20 protein-coding genes are annotated in these 19,863 nt (G+C 63.1%); 13 read left to right on the forward strand and 7 right to left on the reverse strand.

Annotated elements, in window-relative coordinates; translation table 11 throughout:
• The first annotated feature begins 30 nt into the window (after window positions 1–30).
• Together P6U24_RS20100 and P6U24_RS20105 are read left to right on the forward strand one after the other, a co-directional pair.
• Window positions 31–744 (forward strand): DUF2161 domain-containing phosphodiesterase, encoded by a 714-nt coding sequence (locus P6U24_RS20100; protein WP_407154257.1) that lies wholly within the window; start codon window positions 31–33, stop codon window positions 742–744.
• 77 nt (window positions 745–821) lie between these two features.
• Window positions 822–1,127 (forward strand): hypothetical protein, encoded by a 306-nt coding sequence (locus P6U24_RS20105; protein ID WP_407154258.1) that lies wholly within the window; start codon window positions 822–824, stop codon window positions 1,125–1,127.
• 110 nt (window positions 1,128–1,237) lie between these two features.
• Here the strand turns inward: P6U24_RS20105 and P6U24_RS20110 are convergent, their stop codons facing one another.
• From P6U24_RS20110 to P6U24_RS20120, 3 genes are all read right to left on the reverse strand, one after another.
• Window positions 1,238–1,861 (reverse strand): GNAT family N-acetyltransferase, encoded by a 624-nt coding sequence (locus P6U24_RS20110; protein ID WP_407160528.1) that lies wholly within the window; start codon window positions 1,859–1,861, stop codon window positions 1,238–1,240.
• Between the two features lie 157 nt (window positions 1,862–2,018).
• Window positions 2,019–2,420, reverse strand: coding sequence for a PaaI family thioesterase (locus P6U24_RS20115; protein WP_407154259.1), 402 nt, complete (start codon window positions 2,418–2,420; stop codon window positions 2,019–2,021).
• Between the two features lie 95 nt (window positions 2,421–2,515).
• Window positions 2,516–3,796 (reverse strand): ArgE/DapE family deacylase, encoded by a 1,281-nt coding sequence (locus P6U24_RS20120; RefSeq protein WP_407154260.1) that lies wholly within the window; start codon window positions 3,794–3,796, stop codon window positions 2,516–2,518.
• A 145-nt stretch (window positions 3,797–3,941) separates the two neighbouring features.
• Between P6U24_RS20120 and P6U24_RS20125 the strand changes: the two genes are divergently transcribed.
• Together P6U24_RS20125 and P6U24_RS20130 are read left to right on the forward strand one after the other, a co-directional pair.
• Window positions 3,942–4,094, forward strand: a complete 153-nt coding sequence (locus P6U24_RS20125) for a hypothetical protein (protein ID WP_407154261.1) — start codon at window positions 3,942–3,944, stop codon at window positions 4,092–4,094.
• Entirely contained in the window at window positions 4,094–4,366 is a 273-nt protein-coding gene (locus P6U24_RS20130; protein WP_407154262.1) for a DUF6719 family protein, read from the forward strand. The genes P6U24_RS20125 and P6U24_RS20130 overlap by 1 nt, the downstream gene beginning before the upstream one ends.
• Window positions 4,367–4,477: 111 nt before the next feature.
• Here P6U24_RS20130 and P6U24_RS20135 read toward each other — a convergent pair whose 3' ends face one another.
• Window positions 4,478–4,798, reverse strand: coding sequence for a hypothetical protein (locus tag P6U24_RS20135; protein WP_407160529.1), 321 nt, complete (start codon window positions 4,796–4,798; stop codon window positions 4,478–4,480).
• Between the two features lie 595 nt (window positions 4,799–5,393).
• On the opposite strand from P6U24_RS20135, the gene P6U24_RS20140 reads away from it, so the two are divergent.
• Window positions 5,394–5,594, forward strand: coding sequence for a hypothetical protein (locus P6U24_RS20140; RefSeq protein WP_407154263.1), 201 nt, complete (start codon window positions 5,394–5,396; stop codon window positions 5,592–5,594).
• 7 nt (window positions 5,595–5,601) lie between these two features.
• On the opposite strand, the gene P6U24_RS20145 is transcribed toward P6U24_RS20140, so the two are convergent.
• Window positions 5,602–6,150 carry a CreA family protein gene (locus P6U24_RS20145; protein WP_407154264.1) on the reverse strand — a complete coding sequence of 183 codons (549 nt, stop codon included), beginning with the start codon at window positions 6,148–6,150 and terminating at the stop codon, window positions 5,602–5,604.
• Between the two features lie 223 nt (window positions 6,151–6,373).
• Here P6U24_RS20145 and P6U24_RS20150 point away from each other — a divergent pair, with 223 nt between their 5' ends.
• The 3 genes from P6U24_RS20150 to P6U24_RS20160 all read left to right on the forward strand — a co-directional run bounded on the left by P6U24_RS20150 (window position 6,374) and on the right by P6U24_RS20160 (window position 9,715).
• Window positions 6,374–7,951, forward strand: coding sequence for a L,D-transpeptidase family protein (locus P6U24_RS20150; protein ID WP_407154265.1), 1,578 nt, complete (start codon window positions 6,374–6,376; stop codon window positions 7,949–7,951).
• A gap of 180 nt (window positions 7,952–8,131) precedes the next feature.
• Complete coding sequence (locus P6U24_RS20155; RefSeq protein ID WP_407154266.1) at window positions 8,132–9,151, forward strand: polysaccharide deacetylase family protein; 1,020 nt, start codon at window positions 8,132–8,134, stop codon at window positions 9,149–9,151.
• Between the two features lie 60 nt (window positions 9,152–9,211).
• On the forward strand, window positions 9,212–9,715 hold the full coding sequence (locus tag P6U24_RS20160) for a dihydrofolate reductase (RefSeq protein ID WP_407160530.1): 504 nt from the start codon (window positions 9,212–9,214) through the stop codon (window positions 9,713–9,715).
• Between the two features lie 238 nt (window positions 9,716–9,953).
• On the opposite strand, the gene P6U24_RS20165 is transcribed toward P6U24_RS20160, so the two are convergent.
• On the reverse strand, window positions 9,954–10,412 hold the full coding sequence (locus P6U24_RS20165; protein WP_407154267.1) for a DoxX family protein: 459 nt from the start codon (window positions 10,410–10,412) through the stop codon (window positions 9,954–9,956).
• Window positions 10,413–10,709: 297 nt separating this feature from the next.
• Window positions 10,710–13,019 (reverse strand): NADP-dependent malic enzyme, encoded by a 2,310-nt coding sequence (locus P6U24_RS20170; RefSeq protein WP_407154268.1) that lies wholly within the window; start codon window positions 13,017–13,019, stop codon window positions 10,710–10,712.
• A 1,388-nt stretch (window positions 13,020–14,407) separates the two neighbouring features.
• Between P6U24_RS20170 and P6U24_RS20175 the strand changes: the two genes are divergently transcribed.
• The 5 genes from P6U24_RS20175 (at window position 14,408) to P6U24_RS20195 (ending at window position 19,175) form a co-directional block, all read left to right on the forward strand.
• Window positions 14,408–15,592 carry a pentapeptide repeat-containing protein gene (locus P6U24_RS20175; protein ID WP_407154269.1) on the forward strand — a complete coding sequence of 395 codons (1,185 nt, stop codon included), beginning with the start codon at window positions 14,408–14,410 and terminating at the stop codon, window positions 15,590–15,592.
• A 172-nt stretch (window positions 15,593–15,764) separates the two neighbouring features.
• Window positions 15,765–16,169: an IS66-like element accessory protein TnpA gene (gene tnpA / locus P6U24_RS20180; protein ID WP_407153975.1), complete on the forward strand. Its 405-nt coding sequence runs from the start codon at window positions 15,765–15,767 to the stop codon at window positions 16,167–16,169.
• Window positions 16,166–16,516: an IS66 family insertion sequence element accessory protein TnpB gene (gene tnpB, locus P6U24_RS20185; protein ID WP_407153976.1), complete on the forward strand. Its 351-nt coding sequence runs from the start codon at window positions 16,166–16,168 to the stop codon at window positions 16,514–16,516. The genes tnpA and tnpB overlap by 4 nt, the downstream gene beginning before the upstream one ends.
• Before the next feature lie 142 nt (window positions 16,517–16,658).
• Window positions 16,659–18,191 (forward strand): IS66 family transposase, encoded by a 1,533-nt coding sequence (tnpC, locus tag P6U24_RS20190; protein WP_407160438.1) that lies wholly within the window; start codon window positions 16,659–16,661, stop codon window positions 18,189–18,191.
• A 285-nt stretch (window positions 18,192–18,476) separates the two neighbouring features.
• A complete protein-coding gene (locus P6U24_RS20195) occupies window positions 18,477–19,175 on the forward strand; it encodes a hypothetical protein (protein WP_407154270.1) in 699 nt (232 codons plus the stop codon).
• Window positions 19,176–19,863: the final 688 nt, after the last annotated feature.

Below are 19,863 nucleotides of genomic sequence, written 5' to 3' on the forward strand. Positions count from 1 at the left end.
TGTTGGTTGCAAGATCTCGTTGGATCCCGCTTGGAAACCGCGCTCTACCTTCCCGTCAAACGCTTCCTCGAAACCCTCGGCTTCTCGGTCAAGGGCGAAGTCGGCGGCTGCGACGTGGTTGCACTCAAAGGTGACGATCCCCCCCTTGTCGTGATCTGCGAGCTCAAGCAGGCGTTCAACCTCGAGCTTCTGCTGCAGGCGGTCGATCGCGCTGGGGCCTGCGACGAGACCTGGATCGCTGCAAGACTGTCGGCGCGCGGCAAGGGCCGCGAGAGCGATGCGCGCTACCGCAATCTGTGCCGGCGGCTCGGCTTTGGCATGCTCGCCGTCACCGATCGCGGCGATGTCGAGGTGCTGGTCGCGCCGCCGACCGCAGCGCCGCGGCGCAACCCGAAGAAGCGCTCGCGGCTCGTTGCCGAGCATCAGCGCCGCAAGGGCGATCCCGCGCTCGGCGGTTCGACGCGCGCCCCGATCATGACTGCCTACCGCCAGCAGGCGCTGGCCTGCGCCGCCGCGATGGCGACCGGCCCACGACGCGTGCGCGATCTGCGGCCGCAAGTACCGGACGCGCCCAAAATCCTGCAGCACAACGTCTATGGCTGGTTCGATCGCACCGAGCGTGGCGTCTACGCGCTGACCGACGCCGGCCGGGCGGCCTTGCGGCGCTGGCCCCAGGATTCCCACATGCAGGACGCCCAGGTACAGGATCAGGCGTTGCCGGCTCGCGACACAGTGAGTGCATAGCTGGCTTGTTCCGCGAATTTCATATTGCAATGCAGCATAGAGGCTTCTAGGTATCCCGGATCATTCACGAGGACCCCATGAGCGAAGACTGGAATACCAAGTACGGCACGCGGCGCGTGCGGCGCGATCCGCCGACGCTGGAGGAAGCGATCTTTGCCGCTTCCGGCATCACCGATGACGTGCAGGCGCAGGCGGAGTTTGCCGCGGCGCTCATGGGTCTTCCGCTCGAGCAGGTGCTGCCCGAAGTGAAGAAGACCAGTCGTATTGCGGCGCGCACCAACACCCGTGTCGTCATGGCGGACCAGGGCACGCAGCAGCGCGCCGTGGTGGTCGAGCGCCGCACGGTGCGCCGCTTCAACTTCGCCCCGCGCACAGGGACCTGAACGAGCGCGTTCGCCGGTTCAAATCGAATCCGGTCCAAATATTATAACGAGAGCGCGACAGCGAAAGCCGCTGCCGCGCTCCCATTGTTTGTTTGTAAGACGTCGCGCTCTCACGCCGCGCGCTTGGCGCCGTACATCCGCCCCACCATTTTCCAGCAGGCACGATTGAGCTGGAAGAAAGCCCGCGCCGCTGCCAGCGGTGCGTCAATCACAAGTTTCGTCAGCTCGTCCTGTGGCTGCTGGGTCAGGTCGATCGTGCCGCTGGATTCGCCTCGCTCGAACATCAGATGGGCACCAAACTTGGCGGCCAGCGCGCGCATCGCGTGATTCTGCGCGCCAGTGGTGACGCGCAGGCGCCGATAGCCCTTCCAGCGCGCTTCCGCGATCACCCGCTCGAACAGCAGGCTGCCCACGCCGCGCCGGCGCAGGCAGGCCTCGACACTGAAGGCGATCTCCGGCAGCCCGTCATCGGACTGCTCCGGCGGATGCAGTTCGGCCGCGCCGCGCACCATCCCGTTCTCCATATAGGCGACGATGATGGTGCCGTCGGCGGCACATTTGGCGGCATAACGCTCGATAAAGCCGTCATCCAGAAAGCCGTTAAAGCGGTCATGGCGGCTGTCCGGATCGAGCCGCAGCAAATGGTCGCGGAGCAGCGGCAATTCTTCGTGCTGGCTAAGCGTCCGTACGTAGCCGAAGCCCGGCCGGGGACGGAAAGTATCGACCTGTGTCACTTGCGATAACTCCTCTTGGAAGCCCTCGAGGAGGCGTTGAGTCCCTAGATGCAAGCATATTGTGCATCGCAACATCGAATTCAAGCCCCGCCTTCCTGCGAGGCTATCTGTCGCGCTGGATCAGGCAACGCGCAGTTAACGGCCGTCCAACCCGCAGTCACACGAGAATAAGCTGCGTCTGCGTGACGATCGCCACCAGCTTGCCGTCGTCGGTTTCCAGGCGGGTCTGCCACACCTGGGTACGGCGGCCACGATGCACCGGCGTGGCAGTCGCAACCAGGGTCGCTCCTTCCTTGGCACCGCCGATGAAGTTGGTCTTGCTCTCGATCGTGGTGGTGCCCTTGGCCTCATCAGGAAGGTTGATCACCGTCGCAGCCGCACCGACGGAATCGGCGAGCGCCATGACAGCCCCGCCGTGAGCCGTGTGATGCAAGGTGCAGAGATCGGGTCGAATGGCCATGCGTGCGACCACGCGATCGGGCTCCGCCTCGGTAAAGGTGACGCCTTTCAGTTCGGCAAACGGCATCTTCAGCGAGTTGATCTTTTCGAGCGGCGTCATGCTCCCCTCCTCAACGATTGTTCAGGAAACATGACGCGCGCCGCCAGGCGAGGCAATGACCCCAGAGGTCATTGCCTCGGTCATTGGATGTCTGGTCAGGCCGGCTCGACGCCACACCACTCGGCGATGAACAGCGCCGTCGCCTTGGTCGATTGGCGCAGCGAGTCGAGCTCGACATATTCGTTGAAGCCGTGCATCGCTGCGCCGCTGGCGCCAAAGCAGAGGCTCGGAATGTTGTATTCGAGACCGTAGAAGCGCGTGTCGGTCAGCGCGGTGAACACGAGATCCTGCACATCTCCGCCGAACACGGCGTTGAACGCCCGGCCGAACGCCGCCTCCGGCTCGGCGGAATCCTTCAGCTCATAGCCTTCCGACAGGAAGCCCGACCATTCCACGACCGGTGGATTGTTAGACAGGAAGCGATGACTGCGCGCCGCGTTAGAGACGCAGGCCAGGATCTCGTTCTGGCAATCACTGATCGACCAGCCGGGCAGCACGGCGATGCGACAATCGACGTCGCACCAGGCGGGCACGCTGGAGGCCCAATCGCCGCCCTTGATGATACCCGGATTGAAGTTGATCGGATGATTCAGATTCTTGAAGTGGGCATCGGCCTTGGCCCGCTCATTCCACTCGGTCTCGAGCTTTTCGAGCGCGTGGATCAGGTGATATGCCGCGGTGATTGCGTTGGAGCCGGCGCCCGCCTCGAACACATGCACGGGGAAGCCGCGCACGCGGAGGCGAAACCAGATCACACCGACCTGCGAGCGCACCATCTTGCAGCCGGTCGGCTCTGGAATGAAGCAGGCATCGGCGCGATAGCCGCGCTGCAGGGTCGAGAGCGCGCCGACGCCGGTGCTCTCCTCCTCGATGACAGACTGGAAATGGATGCGCGCGGTCGGTCTAAACCCTGCGGCCTTGATCGCATCCAGCGCATAAAGCGCGCCGATGGTGCCGGACTTCATATCGCAGGCGCCGCGGCCATACATCCTGCCGTCCTTGATCACGGGCGAGAACGGCGGCGTCTCCCACATGTCGAGCGGTCCGGTTGGCACCACGTCGCAGTGGCCCTGCAGGATCAGCGAGTTGCCGGCGTTATTCAACGGACGATAGGTTCCAACCACGGTGCGGGCGCGCGAGAAATCCGTCTCGACCGGACCAAACCCGCGCAGCTGCTTCAGATCATCCAGATCGATATGCCAGTCGTCGACCTCATAACCACGCTCGCGCAACAGGTCGCCGATCATGTCCTGACACGGCCCCTCCGCGCCGCGCGTCGATGGAATCGCCACAAAATCGCGCGTGGTGGCAAGCTGCCGGTCAAATCCGGCGTCGACGGCATCGATAATGCGCTGTTGCGTATCGCTCGTGATCATTGTGTTCGAGATTCCTAAAGCTTCGGCAGACGATCCAACCACAGTTCGCCCGCGGATTGCAGGTCTTTTGCTGCTGCTTTCAGAATCGCAGAGGTCCCCCTACAGTTTCGCATATACCGCTTTGCTGCGTGCTGGATGGTGAGGGATGGCCGACAACCGAAACGTTCTCTATCTGATCATTGCTGTCCTGGTCGTTGCCGTCGGCGTTCTCGGCTTCAATCTCTATCAAGCCAAGAAGCAGCCTGAAGGCCTGCAGATCAATGTCGGGCCGAACGGCCTCAAGATCGAGAGCAAGTGATGCGTGGTCCTCATATGCGCAGGTCGCAGACGGTGCTCATCGGGCAGGCCCTGCTCGGTGCCGTGCTGCTCATCGGCGCAGCGCCCGCGGGAGCGCAATATCTCGGCCGCGAGCAGGACATCACCGATCTCCGCCTCGGCCAGCGCGTGCTCGTCGACGACGGCACCTGCCCGGCTGGACAGGTCAAGGAAGTTTCCGGTGCAAAGATGACACCGGATGGTGTTGCGCGTGCAGCGAAGTGTGTGCCGCGCTTCGGGCCGAAGAAGAAATAATCCGGACCTCGCGCGGCTCGCCTGCGATGCAGCGTCGGTCGCGCCATCCGGCGTCGACCGACTTTCAAAATGGAAACCCGGCCGGGCGGGGTTGGGAGTGGGAAGGCGAGGCTATTTCGCTGGCTCGAACATGCATTGCAGCGCCGGCCTGGCGATCTTGGTGAAGGTCGGACCGATCTGGGATTGTTTGGCCAGAGGTACCCAATCGGTCTCGATCGACGGCACGCCTGTTTCACTGATGCCGCGGAGCAGCGCCTCGCGCAGGTCGGTGTCCTCGACGACAGCCGCCGCGTGATCGTGCAGGCAGGAGCAGACCTGTTCCGGATGAGCCCAGCGTCCGAGCATGTGGGGCGCGCATTGCCGCACGAATTCGCCGCGCGGATCCGGCAGCCTCGCAGTCGGCCGTGCCTGCGTCGCGGTCGGTGCGAGCATCAACGATATGGCGATCGCCACTACACCAAAACGAGACGACATGATCGGCTGCTGGTCCTCAGTCTTTTATTGATCGGCGCCATCGTACCGGAATCGCGCGCGACGCGGAAGTTGTTATCCGCGGAGCACTGTAGTGGAAGGTGTCGACCCGCGACAGGCAATTCACCGAGTTCGCCAGGTTCGAGCCGGCCGGCAGCAACGCAGATGCGAGATTGAAGCTCAGGATGTTCACCTGACGGCCTGTCGGTCCATCGTCCGGCCCTGTCGGCCCGACCCCGCAAGGTAATAACCCACACCCGATTTCGCCCGTTCTGCGCGACAACGTGAAAATGGTTTCGTCGGCCAGGGAATTGTTTCGTCGCCGGCCGGACGGCGAAACAAAGCGGAAAGGCATTTGCCTCCCGGATGTTGCGCAGGGAACTTCGCGCCAGCGCGAAGTATCGACGGGCGAGACTTGAGAGGATGCGGCAGCGCAATAGGACGACTTCTTAAGCTTTATTTGCTCAAAGATCACTGTTCGCCGGCACCACCGCGAGACCGCAACCAGGCAGTGGTCTGCGCGTTGAAATACTGTTGCTTCGACGGGACGGCACCTATGGCTCACAAGGACGTGACCGCGCGGCGCTCCGGCAAGTCCAGCCAGGCGACGCCGATGGCGCAGCAGCGGCCCGATCTCGGGGCGCCGTCCGCGCCGCAGACGCTGGTCCGGCTGGTCGGGTGCCACGATGCCCGCACGAAAAAGGCGGCTGCGGCCAGCACGCGGCAGGCCGCGCCGCGATCACGTCCGCGTCATTGACATCAGCTCACTGAATGAAGTCGCCGCATTTCTGCACGGCGGTGTCACCGGCGCCCCAGGGCATGATCGGCACCGTCGAGGTCGAGTTCTTCGGCGAGCCTTCGATCAGCTTATCGGAATAGACCATATAGACGAGCACATTGCGCTTGGCATCGCAGCCGCGCACGATCTGCATCTTCTTGAAGAACAGCGAGCGGCGCTGTCGAAACATGTCGTCGGCCTGCTCCAGCTTATGCTTGAACTTGATCGGCCCGATCTGGCGGCATGCCAGTGAAATGTCGGAGACCTGCTCGGACAGGCCGAGCCAGCCGGCATAACCGCCCTTCTCCGGCACCGTGAAGTGACAGGCGACGCCGTCGACCTCAGGATCATCAACGCCGTAGGTCGCGAGCTTGTCATTCGGGCTGAGCAGCTTGAATACGGTGGAACGACGGAAGATCAGATCGGGCTCATCGGCTGCGCGCGCGGACGTTGCGGGTAAAGACAATCCGGCAAGCAGCAGCAAAGTGAAGCATTTCAGCCACAGCGCGCGCCGACCGACGGCCTTGAACGTCATGTTGATCTCCGTGTTACCGCTGCCCATGTTACGACTCGCCGCCCATGTAGGAACACAAAGGCCTGCAAGGAAGGCAGCCGACTGGCGCAGCAAGCCCGCGTTTAACGCGATGTGAGGCTTTTTTGCTACGCTGGGGGAATCGCAGAGGGCAGAAGCCCCAAGCTGGTGAACGCAGACTCGGGGCTGCGACAGTTTGACCATAGGGTTCTTGAGGATTGTCTGAATGCTCTGCGTTCGTGCGGCTGCCAGGGGGCAGTTCTATTGTGCGGCAGTTGTCGCGGCGTCGCTCGCTGTCGGCGTGACATCGCAGGCGTCGGCTGCGGGCTACTATTATTGGAACGACTCTGAGACCAGTTTCGTCCGCCCGGAGCCTTTCCCGCCGCGCAGCCCGAAGCCACGGCACACTCAGGACAAGGCGCTCAAGGCCGCCGCAAAGGCGGCTGCCAAGGAAGCCATCAAGCCGCAGGGACCGCTGATCATCGCGGTGTCGATCAACAAGCAGCAGCTCAAGGTCTACGACGCCAACGGGCTCTTCACCCAGGCGCCGGTGTCGAGCGGCATGAAGGGGCATCCCACGCCGATGGGCGTGTTCAGCGTCATCCAGAAGCAGAAATTCCACCGCTCCAATATCTATAGCGATGCGCCGATGCCATTCATGCAGCGCATCACCTGGTCCGGCATCGCGCTCCATGCCGGCGTGCTGCCGGGCTATCCGGCCTCCCACGGCTGCATCCGCATGCCGCCGAGCTTTGCCGTGAGGATGTACGGCCTGACCCGGATTGGCGCGCGCGTGCTGGTGACACCGGGCGAGGTGGCGCCAGTGACCTTCACGCATCCGCTGCTCGCGGCCTTCAAGGCGCCGACCGAACCGAGCGTTTCCGTCCAACCTGAGCCGAACGCACCTGCTGCGGCTAAGACCGACAAGGGCGCGGCATTGGTGACGCCCACGACGATTACCGAGCTGCGCGCCACCATTGGTCACGACGAATCCGTCGAAGCCTCGGCGCAGGCGACGTCGCTGCGCGAGCAGACTCACACGGCTGACGCCAGCAATCCGAGCAGCGGCCCGATCTCCGATGCACCAGCCGGCAATACCGCGCTCCCCGCGGATGCCACTGCCGATGCACAAAAGACCGGTGACGTGCCGACCAAGCCTGGCACGCCGGTCCCGGCCAACTCCAATGATGCAAAGCCTGCCGACGGCGCCGCTACCGCTGACGCTCCCAAAGCTGATCCCGCGAAGACCGCAGACAAGTCTGCCGACGCCAATGATACCGGCAAGGAGCGTGACAAGGACCAAACGCGGATGCCGGATGGCGACAAGGCCCCCGCCATTGCCAAGCCGGAGCTGAAGCACAACAGCCAGATCGCGATGTTCATCAGCCGCAAGGACGGCAAGCTCTACGTCCGGCAGAGTCTCGCGCCGGTGCTCAGCGTGCCCGTGACCATCGCCGCCAGCGATCGGCCGCTCGGCACCCACGTGTTCACCGTGGCCGTCGACAAGGCCGACGCCAGCGCCCTGCATTGGTCCGTCATCTCGCTGCCGGTGCACGGCACGACCGCAAGCGAGGATGGTGAGAAGGCACCGCGGCACGGCAAGAAGGGCGCCGAAATCGAAGCGAAAGCCGTAGCTGTACCGGACAGCGCGACAGAGGCGCTCGATCGCATCACCATCCCCGCGGACGTGGTGGCGTGGCTCGGTGAGGCCCTGTCGAGCGGTAGCTCGCTCATCGTCTCCGACCAGAGCATCCGCCAGGGCGAGACCGGAGAGGGAACCGAGTTCATCCTGTCGCTGCGCTGAGCTCCGCACTCCCTCGCGCGGGCGGCTGCTTTCCAGATTAAGCAACACTGCGAAATATTGCCCGCCTCGATAGCAGCGCAACGGTTGTTTCCTTTGGCGCCGCTCGTGCGACTGGGCTAGTATTCCCAGCCGGATAGGACGGCAGACTCGCCGGGCGGGAACCAACTTCGAGGATACGAGATGCGATTTGCGGCTGGAGTGATCATTGCGGGTTCCTTGTTGGGTTCCGTGGCAGTTTCGCTCGGCATGCCCGGCATGGCCCTAGCGCAATCTCTGACGCCCGAAGGCGCCGCGATGATGCGCGCTGCACCGGCCCGAGGTGCCGCCGCTGCCGGCACCAAGACGGCGGCCGCGCCTGCTCCCGCCGCACCTGCCCAGCCGCCGGCGCAGCAGGCCCAGCCGCCCCGCGCGCCCTGCACCAATCCCGATGCGCTCGGCGTCGGCCGCACGGTCGAGATCGACACGACGGGCGGTCCCGGCTTCGGCTTCGAGCATTTCAAGGAGCTCGACTTCCTGCGCGACCATGAGGTCGTGCTGACCTTCGACGACGGCCCTTGGCCGGAGAACACGCCCGCCGTGCTGAAGGCGCTGGCCGACCAATGCACCACCGGCATCTTCTTCTCGATCGGCAAGCACGCGACCTATTACCCCGAGATCCTCAAGCAGGTGTACAATGCAGGCCACACCGTCGGCACGCACACCTGGTCGCATGCCACGCTGACCAACAAGAAGCTGACCGAGGACCAGCGCAAGGAAGAGATCGAGAAGGGCATCAGCGCGGTGAAGTGGGCACTCGGCGGCGCCTCGCCGGCGCCTTTCTTCCGCTTCCCGGCCCTGCAGCACCCGCCGGAGATGGTGACCTATCTCGGCACCCGCAACATCGGCATCTTCTCCTGCGACCTCGACTCCTTCGACTTCAAGGCGCGGAATGCGCAGCAGGTGATCGACGTCACCTTCAAGAAGCTCGACAAGCTCGGCAAGGGCATCATCCTGATGCACGACTTCCACAAGCACACCGCCGAGGCGCTGCCGGAGCTGCTGCGCCGCCTCAAGGCCGGCGGCTACAAGGTGGTGGCGATGCGGGCCAAGGCGCCGGTGCAGTCCCTGCCGCAATATGACGAGGAGCTGCTGAAGGACGCCAAGCTGCCGACCGTCAGCCAGCGCCCGGTCAACAGCGTCGTCACCACGGTCTCGGAATAGCGCGCTCCGACCGTGGCGGCACTCCGCTTCGAGGGCTACGTCATCGTCTCGGCCGAGGGCATGCTGGCGGACGCCCGTCATGTCATGCCTGACAGCCTGAAGTTCAGGGGCGACGCAACCTTCTTCAACGCTGCGCTGGATCGTGCCGATCTGATCGTGCACGGCCGCAACTCCCATGAAGGCCAGCCGAACTCGCCAAGGCGCAAGCGGATCGTGCTGACCCGCACCATCGAGCAGCTGGCGGGCGATCCGTCCAATCCGAACGCCACGCTGTGGAACCCGGCGGGCGTCCCGTTCGAAGCCGCCTGCGAGGCCGCCGGCGTCACCTCTGGCACGATCGCGATCATCGGCGGGCCGATCGTGTTCGGCATGTTCATGGAACGCTACGACGCATTCTATCTATCGCAGGCGCCGCATGTGCATCTGCCGGACGGCGAGGCCTGCTTCCCCGGCGTACCCGAGCGCACCCCGCAGGAGGTGCTGGCGGCCCACGGGCTGAGGGCGAGCGAGCCCCAGATGCTCGATCCGGAGTTCGGGGTGAGCGTCACGGAGTGGCGGCGCTGAGCGCCAACAAAAGCAACGACACAGCGACGCACCAACTGCTGTCATCGTCCGCCACCCGGTCCGGCCTTCGGCCGGCCGGATGACAGGCTCCGGCGGACGATCCAGTACGCCGCGACATCCCGATCGATCATCGCTGCGCGGAGTAGTGGATGCCCCGCCTTCGCGACGCCTTCGCGGGGCATGACACCGGGAAATACGGCGACCCCTTTAATCTCATCCGGTCGCCTATCAAGCCTCCTCAAATATCCCCATAGGCGGACTTTTCGGCGACCGACCGCGGGCCGCGGCCATAGCCGAAGATCATGAACAGCGCGCCGATGATCGAGAGATTCTTCAGCGCATCGATCAGCGTCTTGGCGTTGTCGGGCGGCACCTGATTCCAGAAATCGTGGAAGTAATAGATCGTGGCGCCCACGAAGATGATCATCAGCGCCGCGAAGAACCGCGACAGGAAATTGATCGCGATCATCACGCCGGCGATCACCTCGAAGGAGCCGGCGAGGATTGCCAAGAGCTGCGGCGTCGGCATCTTGGTCATGGTCTCGAGCTGGGTCACGTAGGGCGCCAGCACGTCCGGGATCGCCACCTTGGCGGCGATGATGTCGGCGGTGGCCTGGATGCCGAACAGCTTGGCTGCGCCCGTGTAGATGAACAGCACGGCGAAGAGAACGCGCCCGAACGTAATGAATGCTGGCATGGTTGGCCTCACGATGACATTTCAAAGGCGGGGTCGCCGGCGGGGGAGCCGGCGAAGTATGGACTGCTCCTGTTACCTTTCAAACAATCAAATCGCGGGCGGAATGCGACGGAAAGCGGACCAGCGCGCCACAGTGCGGCGATTTTGCCGCCTTGATCGGCCCATTCCTGCCCGCGTCATGAAACCGTCAGCCTTAGATCGTGATCCGATCAAAGGAATCGGATCACGATCTCATCTCTTGTTTGAGCATGATCGCTTCGGAAAACCGTCCTCCACTATTCCGGATCATGCTCCACTTCACGCAAACAGCGTCGGTTGCGCGCGCCCGGCCCGCTCCTGGGCCTCGACCGCCGCCACCGCCGTCATGTTGAGGATGCCGCGCGCCGTCACCGAGGGCGTCAGGATATGCGCCGGCCGCGCCGGCCCGATCAGGATCGGCCCGACCGGCACGGCATCCGCCAGCACCTTGATCATCTGATAGGCGACGTTGGCCGCGTCCAGGTTCGGCATGATCAGCACGTTGGCCTCGCCTTCGAGATCCGAATGCGGCAGCACCAGCTTGCGCGCAGTGCCCGACAGCGCGGTGTCGCCCTGCATCTCGCCGTCGGCCTCGAGGTCCGGACGGCGCTGCTTCAGGATCGCGGACGCCTGCCGCATCTTGCGCGAGGATTCGGTGTCGTAGCTGCCGAAATCCGAATGCGAGACGAAGGCGATCTTCGGCTTGATATTGAAGCGCGTGACGTGATTGGCCGCGAGCGAGGCCATCTCGGCGAGCTCTTCCGCGGTCGGATTGGGGCGCACCTGCGTGTCGGCGATGAAATAGGCGCCCTTGCTGGTGATGGTGAGCGCGAGCGCCGCGTAGTCGCTGATGTCGGACATGCAGCCGATGATCTCGCGCACATGGCGCAGATGGCTCATGTAGCGGCCCTCCACGCCACAGATCATCGCATCGGCCTCGCCGCGGATCACGGCGAGCGCGGCAATCACGGTGGCGTTGGTGCGCACCACGGTGCGGGCGGCATCCGGCGTCACGCCGCGGCGGCCGGCGACGTCGATATAGGTCTGCACATAGGAGCGGTAGCGCGGATCGTCTTCCGGATTGACCAAGTCGAAATCCTCGCCCGCCTTGATCGAGAGGCCGAAGCGCTTGATGCGGGCCTCCACCACCGAGGGGCGGCCGACCAGGATGGGCCGCGCCAGCTGCTCCTCCAGCACCACCTGCGTGGCGCGCAGCACGCGCTCGTCCTCGCCTTCGGCATAGATGACGCGCACCGGCTGGGTTTTCGCTTTCGCGAACACCGGTTTCATGATCAGGCCGGAGCGGAAGGCGAAGCGCTCCAAGAGCGCGGTGTATTCGTCGAAATTCTTGATCGGCCGCGTGGCGACGCCGGACTCCATCGCGGCTTTCGCAACGGCCGGCGCGATGCGCAGGATCAGCCGCGGGTCGAATGGCGAGGGGATCAGCGAGCCCGGGCCGAAGCCCTGCGTCTCGCCGGTGTCGAAGCCGCGCGCCACCGCGTCCGACGGCGGGTCCTGCGCGAGCTGCGCGATCGCATCGACCGCGGCATGCTTCATCGCCTCGTTGATCGCGGTGGCGCCGACATCGAGCGCGCCGCGGAAGATGAAGGGGAAGCAGAGGACGTTGTTGACCTGGTTCGGGAAGTCCGAGCGGCCAGTGCAGATCATGGCATCAGGCCGCGCCGCCCGCGCCTCGTCCGGCATGATCTCCGGGTTCGGGTTGGCAAGCGCCATCACCAGCGGCTTGTCGGCCATCCGCTTGACCATGTCGGGCTTGAGCACGCCGCCGGCCGAGACGCCGAGGAAGATGTCGGCGCCGCCGATCACATCAGCCAGCGTCCGCGCGTCGGTCTTCTGCGCATAGACCGCCTTCCAGGGATCCATCAGCGTGTTGCGGCCCTCATGGACCACGCCGTCGATGTCCGTGACCCAGATGTTCTTGCGCTGCGCGCCCATCGACACCAGGAGGTTGAGGCAGGCGATGGCAGCAGCGCCCGCGCCGGAGGCGACGATCTTGACGTCCGAAAGCTTCTTGCCGGCGAGCAGCAGCGCGTTCTTGATCGCGGCGCCGACGATGATGGCAGTGCCATGCTGGTCGTCGTGGAAGACCGGGATCTTCATCCGCTCCTTGAGGCGCGCCTCGATCTCGAAGCACTCGGGTCCCTTGATGTCCTCGAGGTTGATGCCGCCGAAGGTCGGCTCCAGCGCCGCCACCGTCTCGACCACGCGGTCGATCGTATCGGCGGCGATCTCGATGTCGAACACGTCGATGCCCGCGAACTTCTTGAACAGCACCGCCTTGCCTTCCATGACGGGCTTGGAGGCCAGCGGGCCGATATTGCCGAGGCCCAGCACCGCGGTGCCATTGGAGACCACCGCCACCAGGTTGGAGCGCGCGGTCAGCGAGGCGGCCTCGGCCGGGTTCTCGGCGATCTCGGTGCAGGCGGCCGCCACGCCCGGCGAATAGGCCAGCGCCAGATCGCGCTGATTGGCGAGCGGCTTCGAGGCCGCAATCTCCAGCTTGCCGGGCCGGGGAAACCGGTGGTACCTCAATGCCGCGGTACGAAGATCATCAGAGATGGACGACATAGGTGCTCCAGCGTTTCCGAACCGCTCCTGTCTCGCGAGGCGGGCTGAGCGGGTGTTTTTCCGGCAGGTGGGATGCGATGTGAAGCATGGCGGGCCGCTTCGACGCAACATCCGATACCATGCCCATCAACAGCGCAGGAACCGCAAATTCGTAAGGCCCGAGAGGCACATCCCCTACCCCCTTCATTCCGCCGAGATTGTGACCATCCCTTGCTCAGGCGTTGGGCGGACCGGCTGAGCCGGCTCGATGCCCGGTCGGCCTTCCCGCGACGGTTGCAGGAGCGGGTATGATGCCGGTTAATCCGTCAATGCGAGCGGCGGGTCCGCGCGAACGCGCGGCCCGATGACAGGCGCCGCGACGTGTCCGCCATAGCTCGAAGGGCGACGGCGGAAGCAATCCAGAGTCTTGTTCCGGATTCTGGATTGCTTCGTCGCTAACGCTCCTCGCAGTGACGGAAACATGGGTTGTCCATTTCGCGACCTTCGTCGCGCTCCGGAATGACGCCGCATGTGGCGGGACCGAAATCCACACACGATCTTGCGTTCTCGCGGCATGTTCTGCCCGAGTTGTATTTGAAATCATCCGACCCTCCAAAAACGAGAGGGTGCAGGGAATGCCGGTTGAAGGCCTCACCCATGGCCCGCCTGCAACAAAGAAAGCAGGCGGCAGTCACCACAGGATCAGCCGAACATCCGGCATTCCCTGCGCGATAGTTTACGGCTTATACGAGGTCTCCCCGGGGACCGGCTTTCTTGCCCCCGTCTGCGCGTGATGCGAAGCATCATCGCGCATTGGCATCAGCACCGGGATGCCAGGACCCCACGACTTCGCCGTCCGCTTCCAGCGCGTTCGTCTCACGCGCGTCCTGCGTCCACCGCTCCCCGCCTCCACGCTCGTGACGATCGGCCGAAACGCCCCTCTTCATCGAGGCGGGATGGCCGAGATCATCGTCGTGATTTGCCCGACGACACAAGCGCATTATTTTCAGTACCGAAGTTGAAACGCGCGATCTGATTGAATCAACTGGCAAAATGCGCATTTTTGCCTACCAGACAGGACATCTTGCAAAGCAGGTTAGTTAGTCAGCCAGGCACATTCCGCCGATCCTGCTATGAACTCCGTGGCCCGATCGCGAACGAAGCTGTTGGACGATATGGACATCGTTGATGCCGCTATTCATCAGGCCGCCCGACTCGTCGAAACAGCCATTGAGCCGCGGGCCGGCGCTCGCAAGCTGAGCCTCGGTAGCATTATCGGCATCGTCACTACGTATTTGCGACCCCTGCTCTGCGGAGCAAGGCAGCAGCCCAAACCTTGCCAAGCTGGAGCAGCATGTCGTACCAATGGTGCTCACAGTTTATATATATCAATGGGCATCTGAAATATTATGTATTCGATATTCGATCACGACTTCAGCGCATCAACAATTGCGCTGCTGATTGCGGGCTATATCGTTCTGGCTCTTCTTGCAATTGTTCTAATACCCACCCTTACGATTAGACGACCGCTTCCGATCATCCCAAGGGTGGAGAGCAATTCGTTAGACGATCAAGCGAAGCTTGTTGATCTGCGCGCTAAAGTTAGACAATCGGTCATTCAAGTAGTTGGCGGAATCACCGCGGTCTTCGCTTTTATCGTGACATTGCAGCAAATCAGGCAGAACGAAGATAGTTTCAAAGGAAAAAAAGCAGACCTGTTCGCAAAATCCGTGACAGCACTATTCGACGAGAAGGCGCATCTAAATAGCCGCGCTGGGGCAATGTACTTGCTGTCCTACGTGGCCAGAAGCGATCCAAGCTATCATCGAACCGTTTTTGACACTCTCGCCAGCCACATCGCTTCGCTATCCTTGAGCGCATGCAAGGGCGAAAAATACAAAGACCAAACGTCATACACACGGGACCCACAAATACAGATCGCAATACGGATTATTGGCGAAAGAAACCCAAAACAAGACCCAACTGGAAAGCGCTTCAACCTTCAAGGCGCCTGTCTCGTCGAAGTGGATCTTTTGGATGAAGTCGGAGTTGTAACTGGCTTGCAAGGCGCTCGTCTCGCAAACGCAATCATGCTTCGTGCCGACTTTACCAACGCGGACTTATCCAACGCCGATCTGAAGCTAATAAGAGCAAGTGACTATTTGCAATATAAGGACGGCAAGGACGGGTGGACTCCGGAAATTGGATACCAACTAAATCGAGGCGTCGAAGAAGACACGAGAGGAGCCATCGATTATTCTAACGAAACTCAAAGGCATCAGTTTATTACCTTTTTTGTTGGAGCCAATCTCTCGAATGCAGATTTTCAAGATGCGGAAATTGCTGCTGCGGACTTTACAAAAGCAAATCTTGCTGGAGCCAATTTTTTGCATGCTAATATCTCGCGAGCTAGATTTGTCGATGCGAAAAATATGACTGTCGAGCAGATGAAAAAGGCGTGCGTCGGAACGCCGGGCATGAACGCGGACGAACTGAAAAAAGAACAGCCGTATTTCTCGGCCTCGTTTCGACAGCAGATCGGGCCAAAGGGAATTCCAAATTGCAAGGCAAGCGATGATCACTCGCCCGATTGACTGGCGCGTCGCTGAACTGTCTGCCCTCTAATCCGATGAGTCGTCTGCCAACGATGATGCCCGAGTCGAACAACGAAGATTGAGCCATCTCCGACCATTTTGCACACCTTACAGTACCCCTCCGGTGAGAACCGCCTTGCGCTGATGCAGGGAGGCGCGAAGACATAGTCGTATGACTGAGCATACGACTATGCCGAAGGTGTCGCGGCTTGAGGTGATCCAGACCGGGTCGCGGCGTCGCTGGACGCTGGAAGAGAAGCGGCGGATCGTCGCCGAGAGCGATAGCGGCACGCGGCAGGTCTCGGCAACCGCCCGGCGGTATGGCTTGTCGACCGGTCAGTTGTTCACCTGGCGTCGGCTGGCACGCAAGGGGCGACTGGGCGGGAATGCCGAGCCCGTGTCGTTTGCCGAAGCGGTGATTGCGGATGGAGGATCGGCCGCGGCGGCATCGCCGCCTCCCGCTGGTGGGTGCAGACGCATGGAGATCGTGCTTGCGGATGGGCTGCGGGTCATCGTCGAGCAAGGCGTCGATCCCGGTGCGCTGGCGCGGATGATCGGCGCGCTGGAGCGGCGATGACGATCCCTATTCCGAGCGGGGCGCGGGTGTGGCTGGCGACAGGCCGCACCGACATGCGCAAGGGGTTCGATGGGCTGGCGCTGCTGGTGCAGGAGACCCTCAAGCGCGATCCGCATGGCGGCCACCTGTTCGTATTCCGCGGCCGGCGCGGCGACCTGATCAAAGTGCTGTGGCACGATGGCCAGGGCATGTGCCTGTTCTCCAAGCGCCTGGAGCGCGGCCGCTTCATCTGGCCGTCGCCGGCGGACGGGACGGTGGCGATCACGCCGGCCCAACTCGGGTATCTCCTGGAAGGGATCGACTGGCGGCTGCCGCAGCGGACATGGCGGCCGGAGGCGGCGGGCTGAACGCGTTGGAGCGCGATAGGAAGGGCATACAAACCGCGCGCCCTGTGATTCCATCATTGGCGATGAGCCCCAGTGATTCTCCCCGGATGAGATCGAGAGATTGACGCGCCTGCTGCGCGATCGCGACGCCGAGATCGCGCGGATGCGTGCCGAGGCGACTGGCGCGGAGGCTCTGATCACGCATCTGCGTCTGACGATTGCGAAGATGCGGCGCGAGCTCTTTGGACAGCGCAGCGAGCACAAGGCGCGGCTCCTTGACCAGATGGAGCTTCAGCTTGAGGAGCTGGAAGCAACTGCGGCGGAGGACGAACTTGCGGCCGAGAAGACAGCCGCTGCTGTTGGCGAGACGCCGCCGCTGTCTGCGTTCCCGCGCAACAAGCCTGCGCGCAAGCCGTTCCCGGCGCATCTGCCGCGCGAGCGGGTCGTGCTGCCCGGTCCCGATGCCTGCGCCTGCTGTGGCTCGACCCGGCTCGCCAAGCTCGGCGAGGATGTTACTGAGACACTGGAGGTGGTGCCGCGGCAGTGGAAGGTCGTGCAATACGTGCGCGAGAAGTTCACCTGCCGGGACTGCGAGAAGATCACGCAGGTGCCTGCGCCGTTCCACGTTCTGCCGCGCGGCTTCGCCGGGCCTTCTCTGTTGGCGATGATCCTGTTCGAGAAGTACGGGCAGCACCAGCCGCTCAATCGCCAGTCGGAGCGCTACGCGCGCGAGGGCATCGCGCTGAGCCTGTCGACGCTCGCCGACCAGGTGGGCGGTTGCGCGGCGCTGCTGCGGCCGCTGCATGATCTGATCCGTGCGCACGTGCTCGCGGGCAACCGCGTCCATGGCGACGAGACCCCGGTGCCAGTGCTTGCCAAGGGCCAGACGGCGACTGGACGGGCCTGGGTCTATGTGCGCGACGATCGCCCATTCGGCGGCCACGATCCACCAGCGGCAGTGTTCTTCTACTCGCGCGACCGCGCGGGCGAGCACGCCGAGCGTCACCTGCACGGCTATGGCGGCATCCTGCAGGCCGACTGCTACGCTGGCTTCAACCGGCTGTACGAGGCCGGCCGCAAGGGAGGGCCGATCACCGAGGCCGCTTGCTGGGCGCATGCTCGGCGCAAGTTCTTCGTGCTCGCCGACGTCACCGCCAAGGCGCGTGGCAAGCTCGCCGTCATCGCGCCGATGGCGTTCGAGGCGGTGAAGCGCATCGACGCGATCTTTGACGTCGAACGCAAGATCAACGGCCGGGTGCCGCTCGAACGGCTCGCCGAGCGCGCGCTGCGCGTTGCGCCGCTGGTCGCTGATCTGCAGATCTGGATGCGCACCGAGCGCGCTAAGCTGTCACGGCACTCCGAGGTCGCCAAGGCCATGGACTATATGCTCAAGCGCTGGGAGACGTTCGCGCGCTTTCTCTCCGACGGCCGCATCTGCCTGACCAATAACGCCGCCGAGCGCGAGTTGCGCGGCATCGCACTCGGCCGCAAGGCGTGGCTGTTCGCCGGCTCCGATCGCGGCGGCGAACGGGCCGCCGTGATGTACACGCTGATACAGACCGCCAAGCTCAACGACGTCGACCCTCAGGCTTGGCTCGCCGACGTCCTCGCTCGAATCAACGACCACAACATCCGCACGCTTGACCAGCTTCTGCCTTGGAATTGGAAGCTCTCAGCCCAGAAGCTCGTCGCCTGATCCTTGGACTGGCGGGGCGGCAATCGACTAACCCGCGGTCTTCACCGGATACTTACACCTTACATGCTAGGTCGCCGTGAAAAAGGCGTTCAATCGGAGCCGCTTCTCTGTGCGGCGACAGCGCCGGCCGACCTCGGTCAACACGACGTTGGTACTCAGGAGTCGGAGCCTTATAGATGGGCTTCGCGCTGCGTTCCGGTAGCCTTGCAAACTCGCCACATCTTGCACGAGAGAAGGGCTTGTGCTCTGACCGGGAACGGATTGCGGTAACTGGGGGAGGACAGGTTGGGATTGTTTGATTGGCTTAAGCCCAAGCGACCACAGCGCGGGCCGACGGCGGACGGGCTTTACGGCGACATGGGAAGAGGTGCGCGCTGGACGGGCGGGCCCGATCCTGCAGGCGACCCCGAGCTGTTCATTCCGGATTCTGCGGCCTATGTGTTCGACGTCGTCGAATGGCGATGGGACGAGCGGCTTTGGGTTGAGGTCAGAACCAATTCTGACGGTGAAACCGCAGGGTTCGGTCTCATTATGGGACTATCGGATGGAACGAAAACGGACGCCGCGGAAGCCTGGGAGCACAAGCCCGGTCGGGGCCCGGTGCTGGTGGAGCGTCAGGAATGGACCATTCCCCGCGGCCATCCGACGCGAGAAATCGTACTGGTCTCACATGGCGAGCCGACCACACGGGTGCTCCGCAAGCTGGAGCAGTGCTTCGGCTTCGAGCCACATGTGCACCCGGCCCTGCCCGACAAGTCGGCAGTGTTCTGTCCGTTGCTCATGCTGCGCGGGATTGTGCGCCCCGAGGAGGGCCGCTTCACCATGCGCATGAAGGTCGTCCTTCAAGAGCAGAATGGCTGGCCTTACGGCGAATTCTTCCTGAACATCAATTCCGTCCGCAGGCAGCTCTGGGTTTCGGAAAAAGACGGCGACTACAGGCAGGCCATCTTGACCCGTTTTTCTGACTTTAGCGCGGCGACATAGGCCGACCGGCGGCGTCAGGACCGTAGGCTGATTAGTTAGCGCAGCGACGCCGCCGCGCCCCGCCGTCGTCGCCTCGACTGCTGCGAAATGAGATTGCCCGCCTACGCGTTTCGAGCCGAACACTTCAGCTAAGTCCAATCGTTTCCCGATCAACCATCGATCGGCGACACACCAGCGGCCCACAGACGAGAATCCGTCGACCCCTGAGTCACCACGCCGCCGCACGACATCCACCAAATCGTTTCAATTGTCACTGAATGTGCTCTTGGTTGAAACAAACGGCGCGGCGACACGGGAAGAAACTCGCGCTTCGCGCGAAGGTCGGTCGGAGCTGTGCCGAGCTTGGCGCGCCAGTTGTCGAACTTGGATCAACTGCAGCTGGCGCGTGCACCCCGTCTACGCCTGAAGCGAGCGTGCACCGGTTGGCGCTGCTTCCAGACTGCTCCGGCTTCAGCCTCGCTCCGCTCTCCAATATCCGGAGCAACGTGAACTGCCGGAGTATCCACTCCATGTGCCCTGACCGAAATTCCCCACAAGCCGTCCAGAACCAGAAGCGTGCTTTTCGTGAACCGTGACGGATGCGCGAACAATACCCCTGTTCGTCACGTAGCCTCGGAAATGGATGATATTGGGGTGAGTAATCACCCCATTCGAGACGTTGACGGTGAAGTAGTAGACACGATCGCAG

Source organism: Bradyrhizobium sp. STM 3557 (assembly GCF_045571465.1).
Taxonomy (GTDB): domain Bacteria; phylum Pseudomonadota; class Alphaproteobacteria; order Rhizobiales; family Xanthobacteraceae; genus Bradyrhizobium.

Bases quoted from the DNA above. Each gene is read 5' to 3' on its own strand.
- P6U24_RS20105 (WP_407154258.1), top strand. From the start codon at position 822: ATGAGCGAAGACTGGAATACCAAGTACGGCACGCGGCGCGTGCGGCGC.
- P6U24_RS20115 (WP_407154259.1), bottom strand. From the start codon at position 2,420: ATGACGCCGCTCGAAAAGATCAACTCGCTGAAGATGCCGTTTGCCGAA.
- P6U24_RS20120 (WP_407154260.1), bottom strand. From the start codon at position 3,796: ATGATCACGAGCGATACGCAACAGCGCATTATCGATGCCGTCGACGCC.
- P6U24_RS20125 (WP_407154261.1), top strand. From the start codon at position 3,942: ATGGCCGACAACCGAAACGTTCTCTATCTGATCATTGCTGTCCTGGTC.
- P6U24_RS20130 (WP_407154262.1), top strand. From the start codon at position 4,094: ATGCGTGGTCCTCATATGCGCAGGTCGCAGACGGTGCTCATCGGGCAG.
- P6U24_RS20135 (WP_407160529.1), bottom strand. From the start codon at position 4,798: ATGCTCGCACCGACCGCGACGCAGGCACGGCCGACTGCGAGGCTGCCG.
- P6U24_RS20140 (WP_407154263.1), top strand. From the start codon at position 5,394: ATGGCTCACAAGGACGTGACCGCGCGGCGCTCCGGCAAGTCCAGCCAG.
- P6U24_RS20145 (WP_407154264.1), bottom strand. From the start codon at position 6,150: ATGACGTTCAAGGCCGTCGGTCGGCGCGCGCTGTGGCTGAAATGCTTC.
- P6U24_RS20150 (WP_407154265.1), top strand. From the start codon at position 6,374: ATGCTCTGCGTTCGTGCGGCTGCCAGGGGGCAGTTCTATTGTGCGGCA.
- P6U24_RS20155 (WP_407154266.1), top strand. From the start codon at position 8,132: ATGCGATTTGCGGCTGGAGTGATCATTGCGGGTTCCTTGTTGGGTTCC.
- P6U24_RS20160 (WP_407160530.1), top strand. From the start codon at position 9,212: ATGCTGGCGGACGCCCGTCATGTCATGCCTGACAGCCTGAAGTTCAGG.
- P6U24_RS20165 (WP_407154267.1), bottom strand. From the start codon at position 10,412: ATGCCAGCATTCATTACGTTCGGGCGCGTTCTCTTCGCCGTGCTGTTC.
- P6U24_RS20170 (WP_407154268.1), bottom strand. From the start codon at position 13,019: ATGTCGTCCATCTCTGATGATCTTCGTACCGCGGCATTGAGGTACCAC.
- P6U24_RS20175 (WP_407154269.1), top strand. From the start codon at position 14,408: ATGTATTCGATATTCGATCACGACTTCAGCGCATCAACAATTGCGCTG.
- tnpA (WP_407153975.1), top strand. From the start codon at position 15,765: ATGACTGAGCATACGACTATGCCGAAGGTGTCGCGGCTTGAGGTGATC.
- tnpB (WP_407153976.1), top strand. From the start codon at position 16,166: ATGACGATCCCTATTCCGAGCGGGGCGCGGGTGTGGCTGGCGACAGGC.
- tnpC (WP_407160438.1), top strand. From the start codon at position 16,659: ATGCGTGCCGAGGCGACTGGCGCGGAGGCTCTGATCACGCATCTGCGT.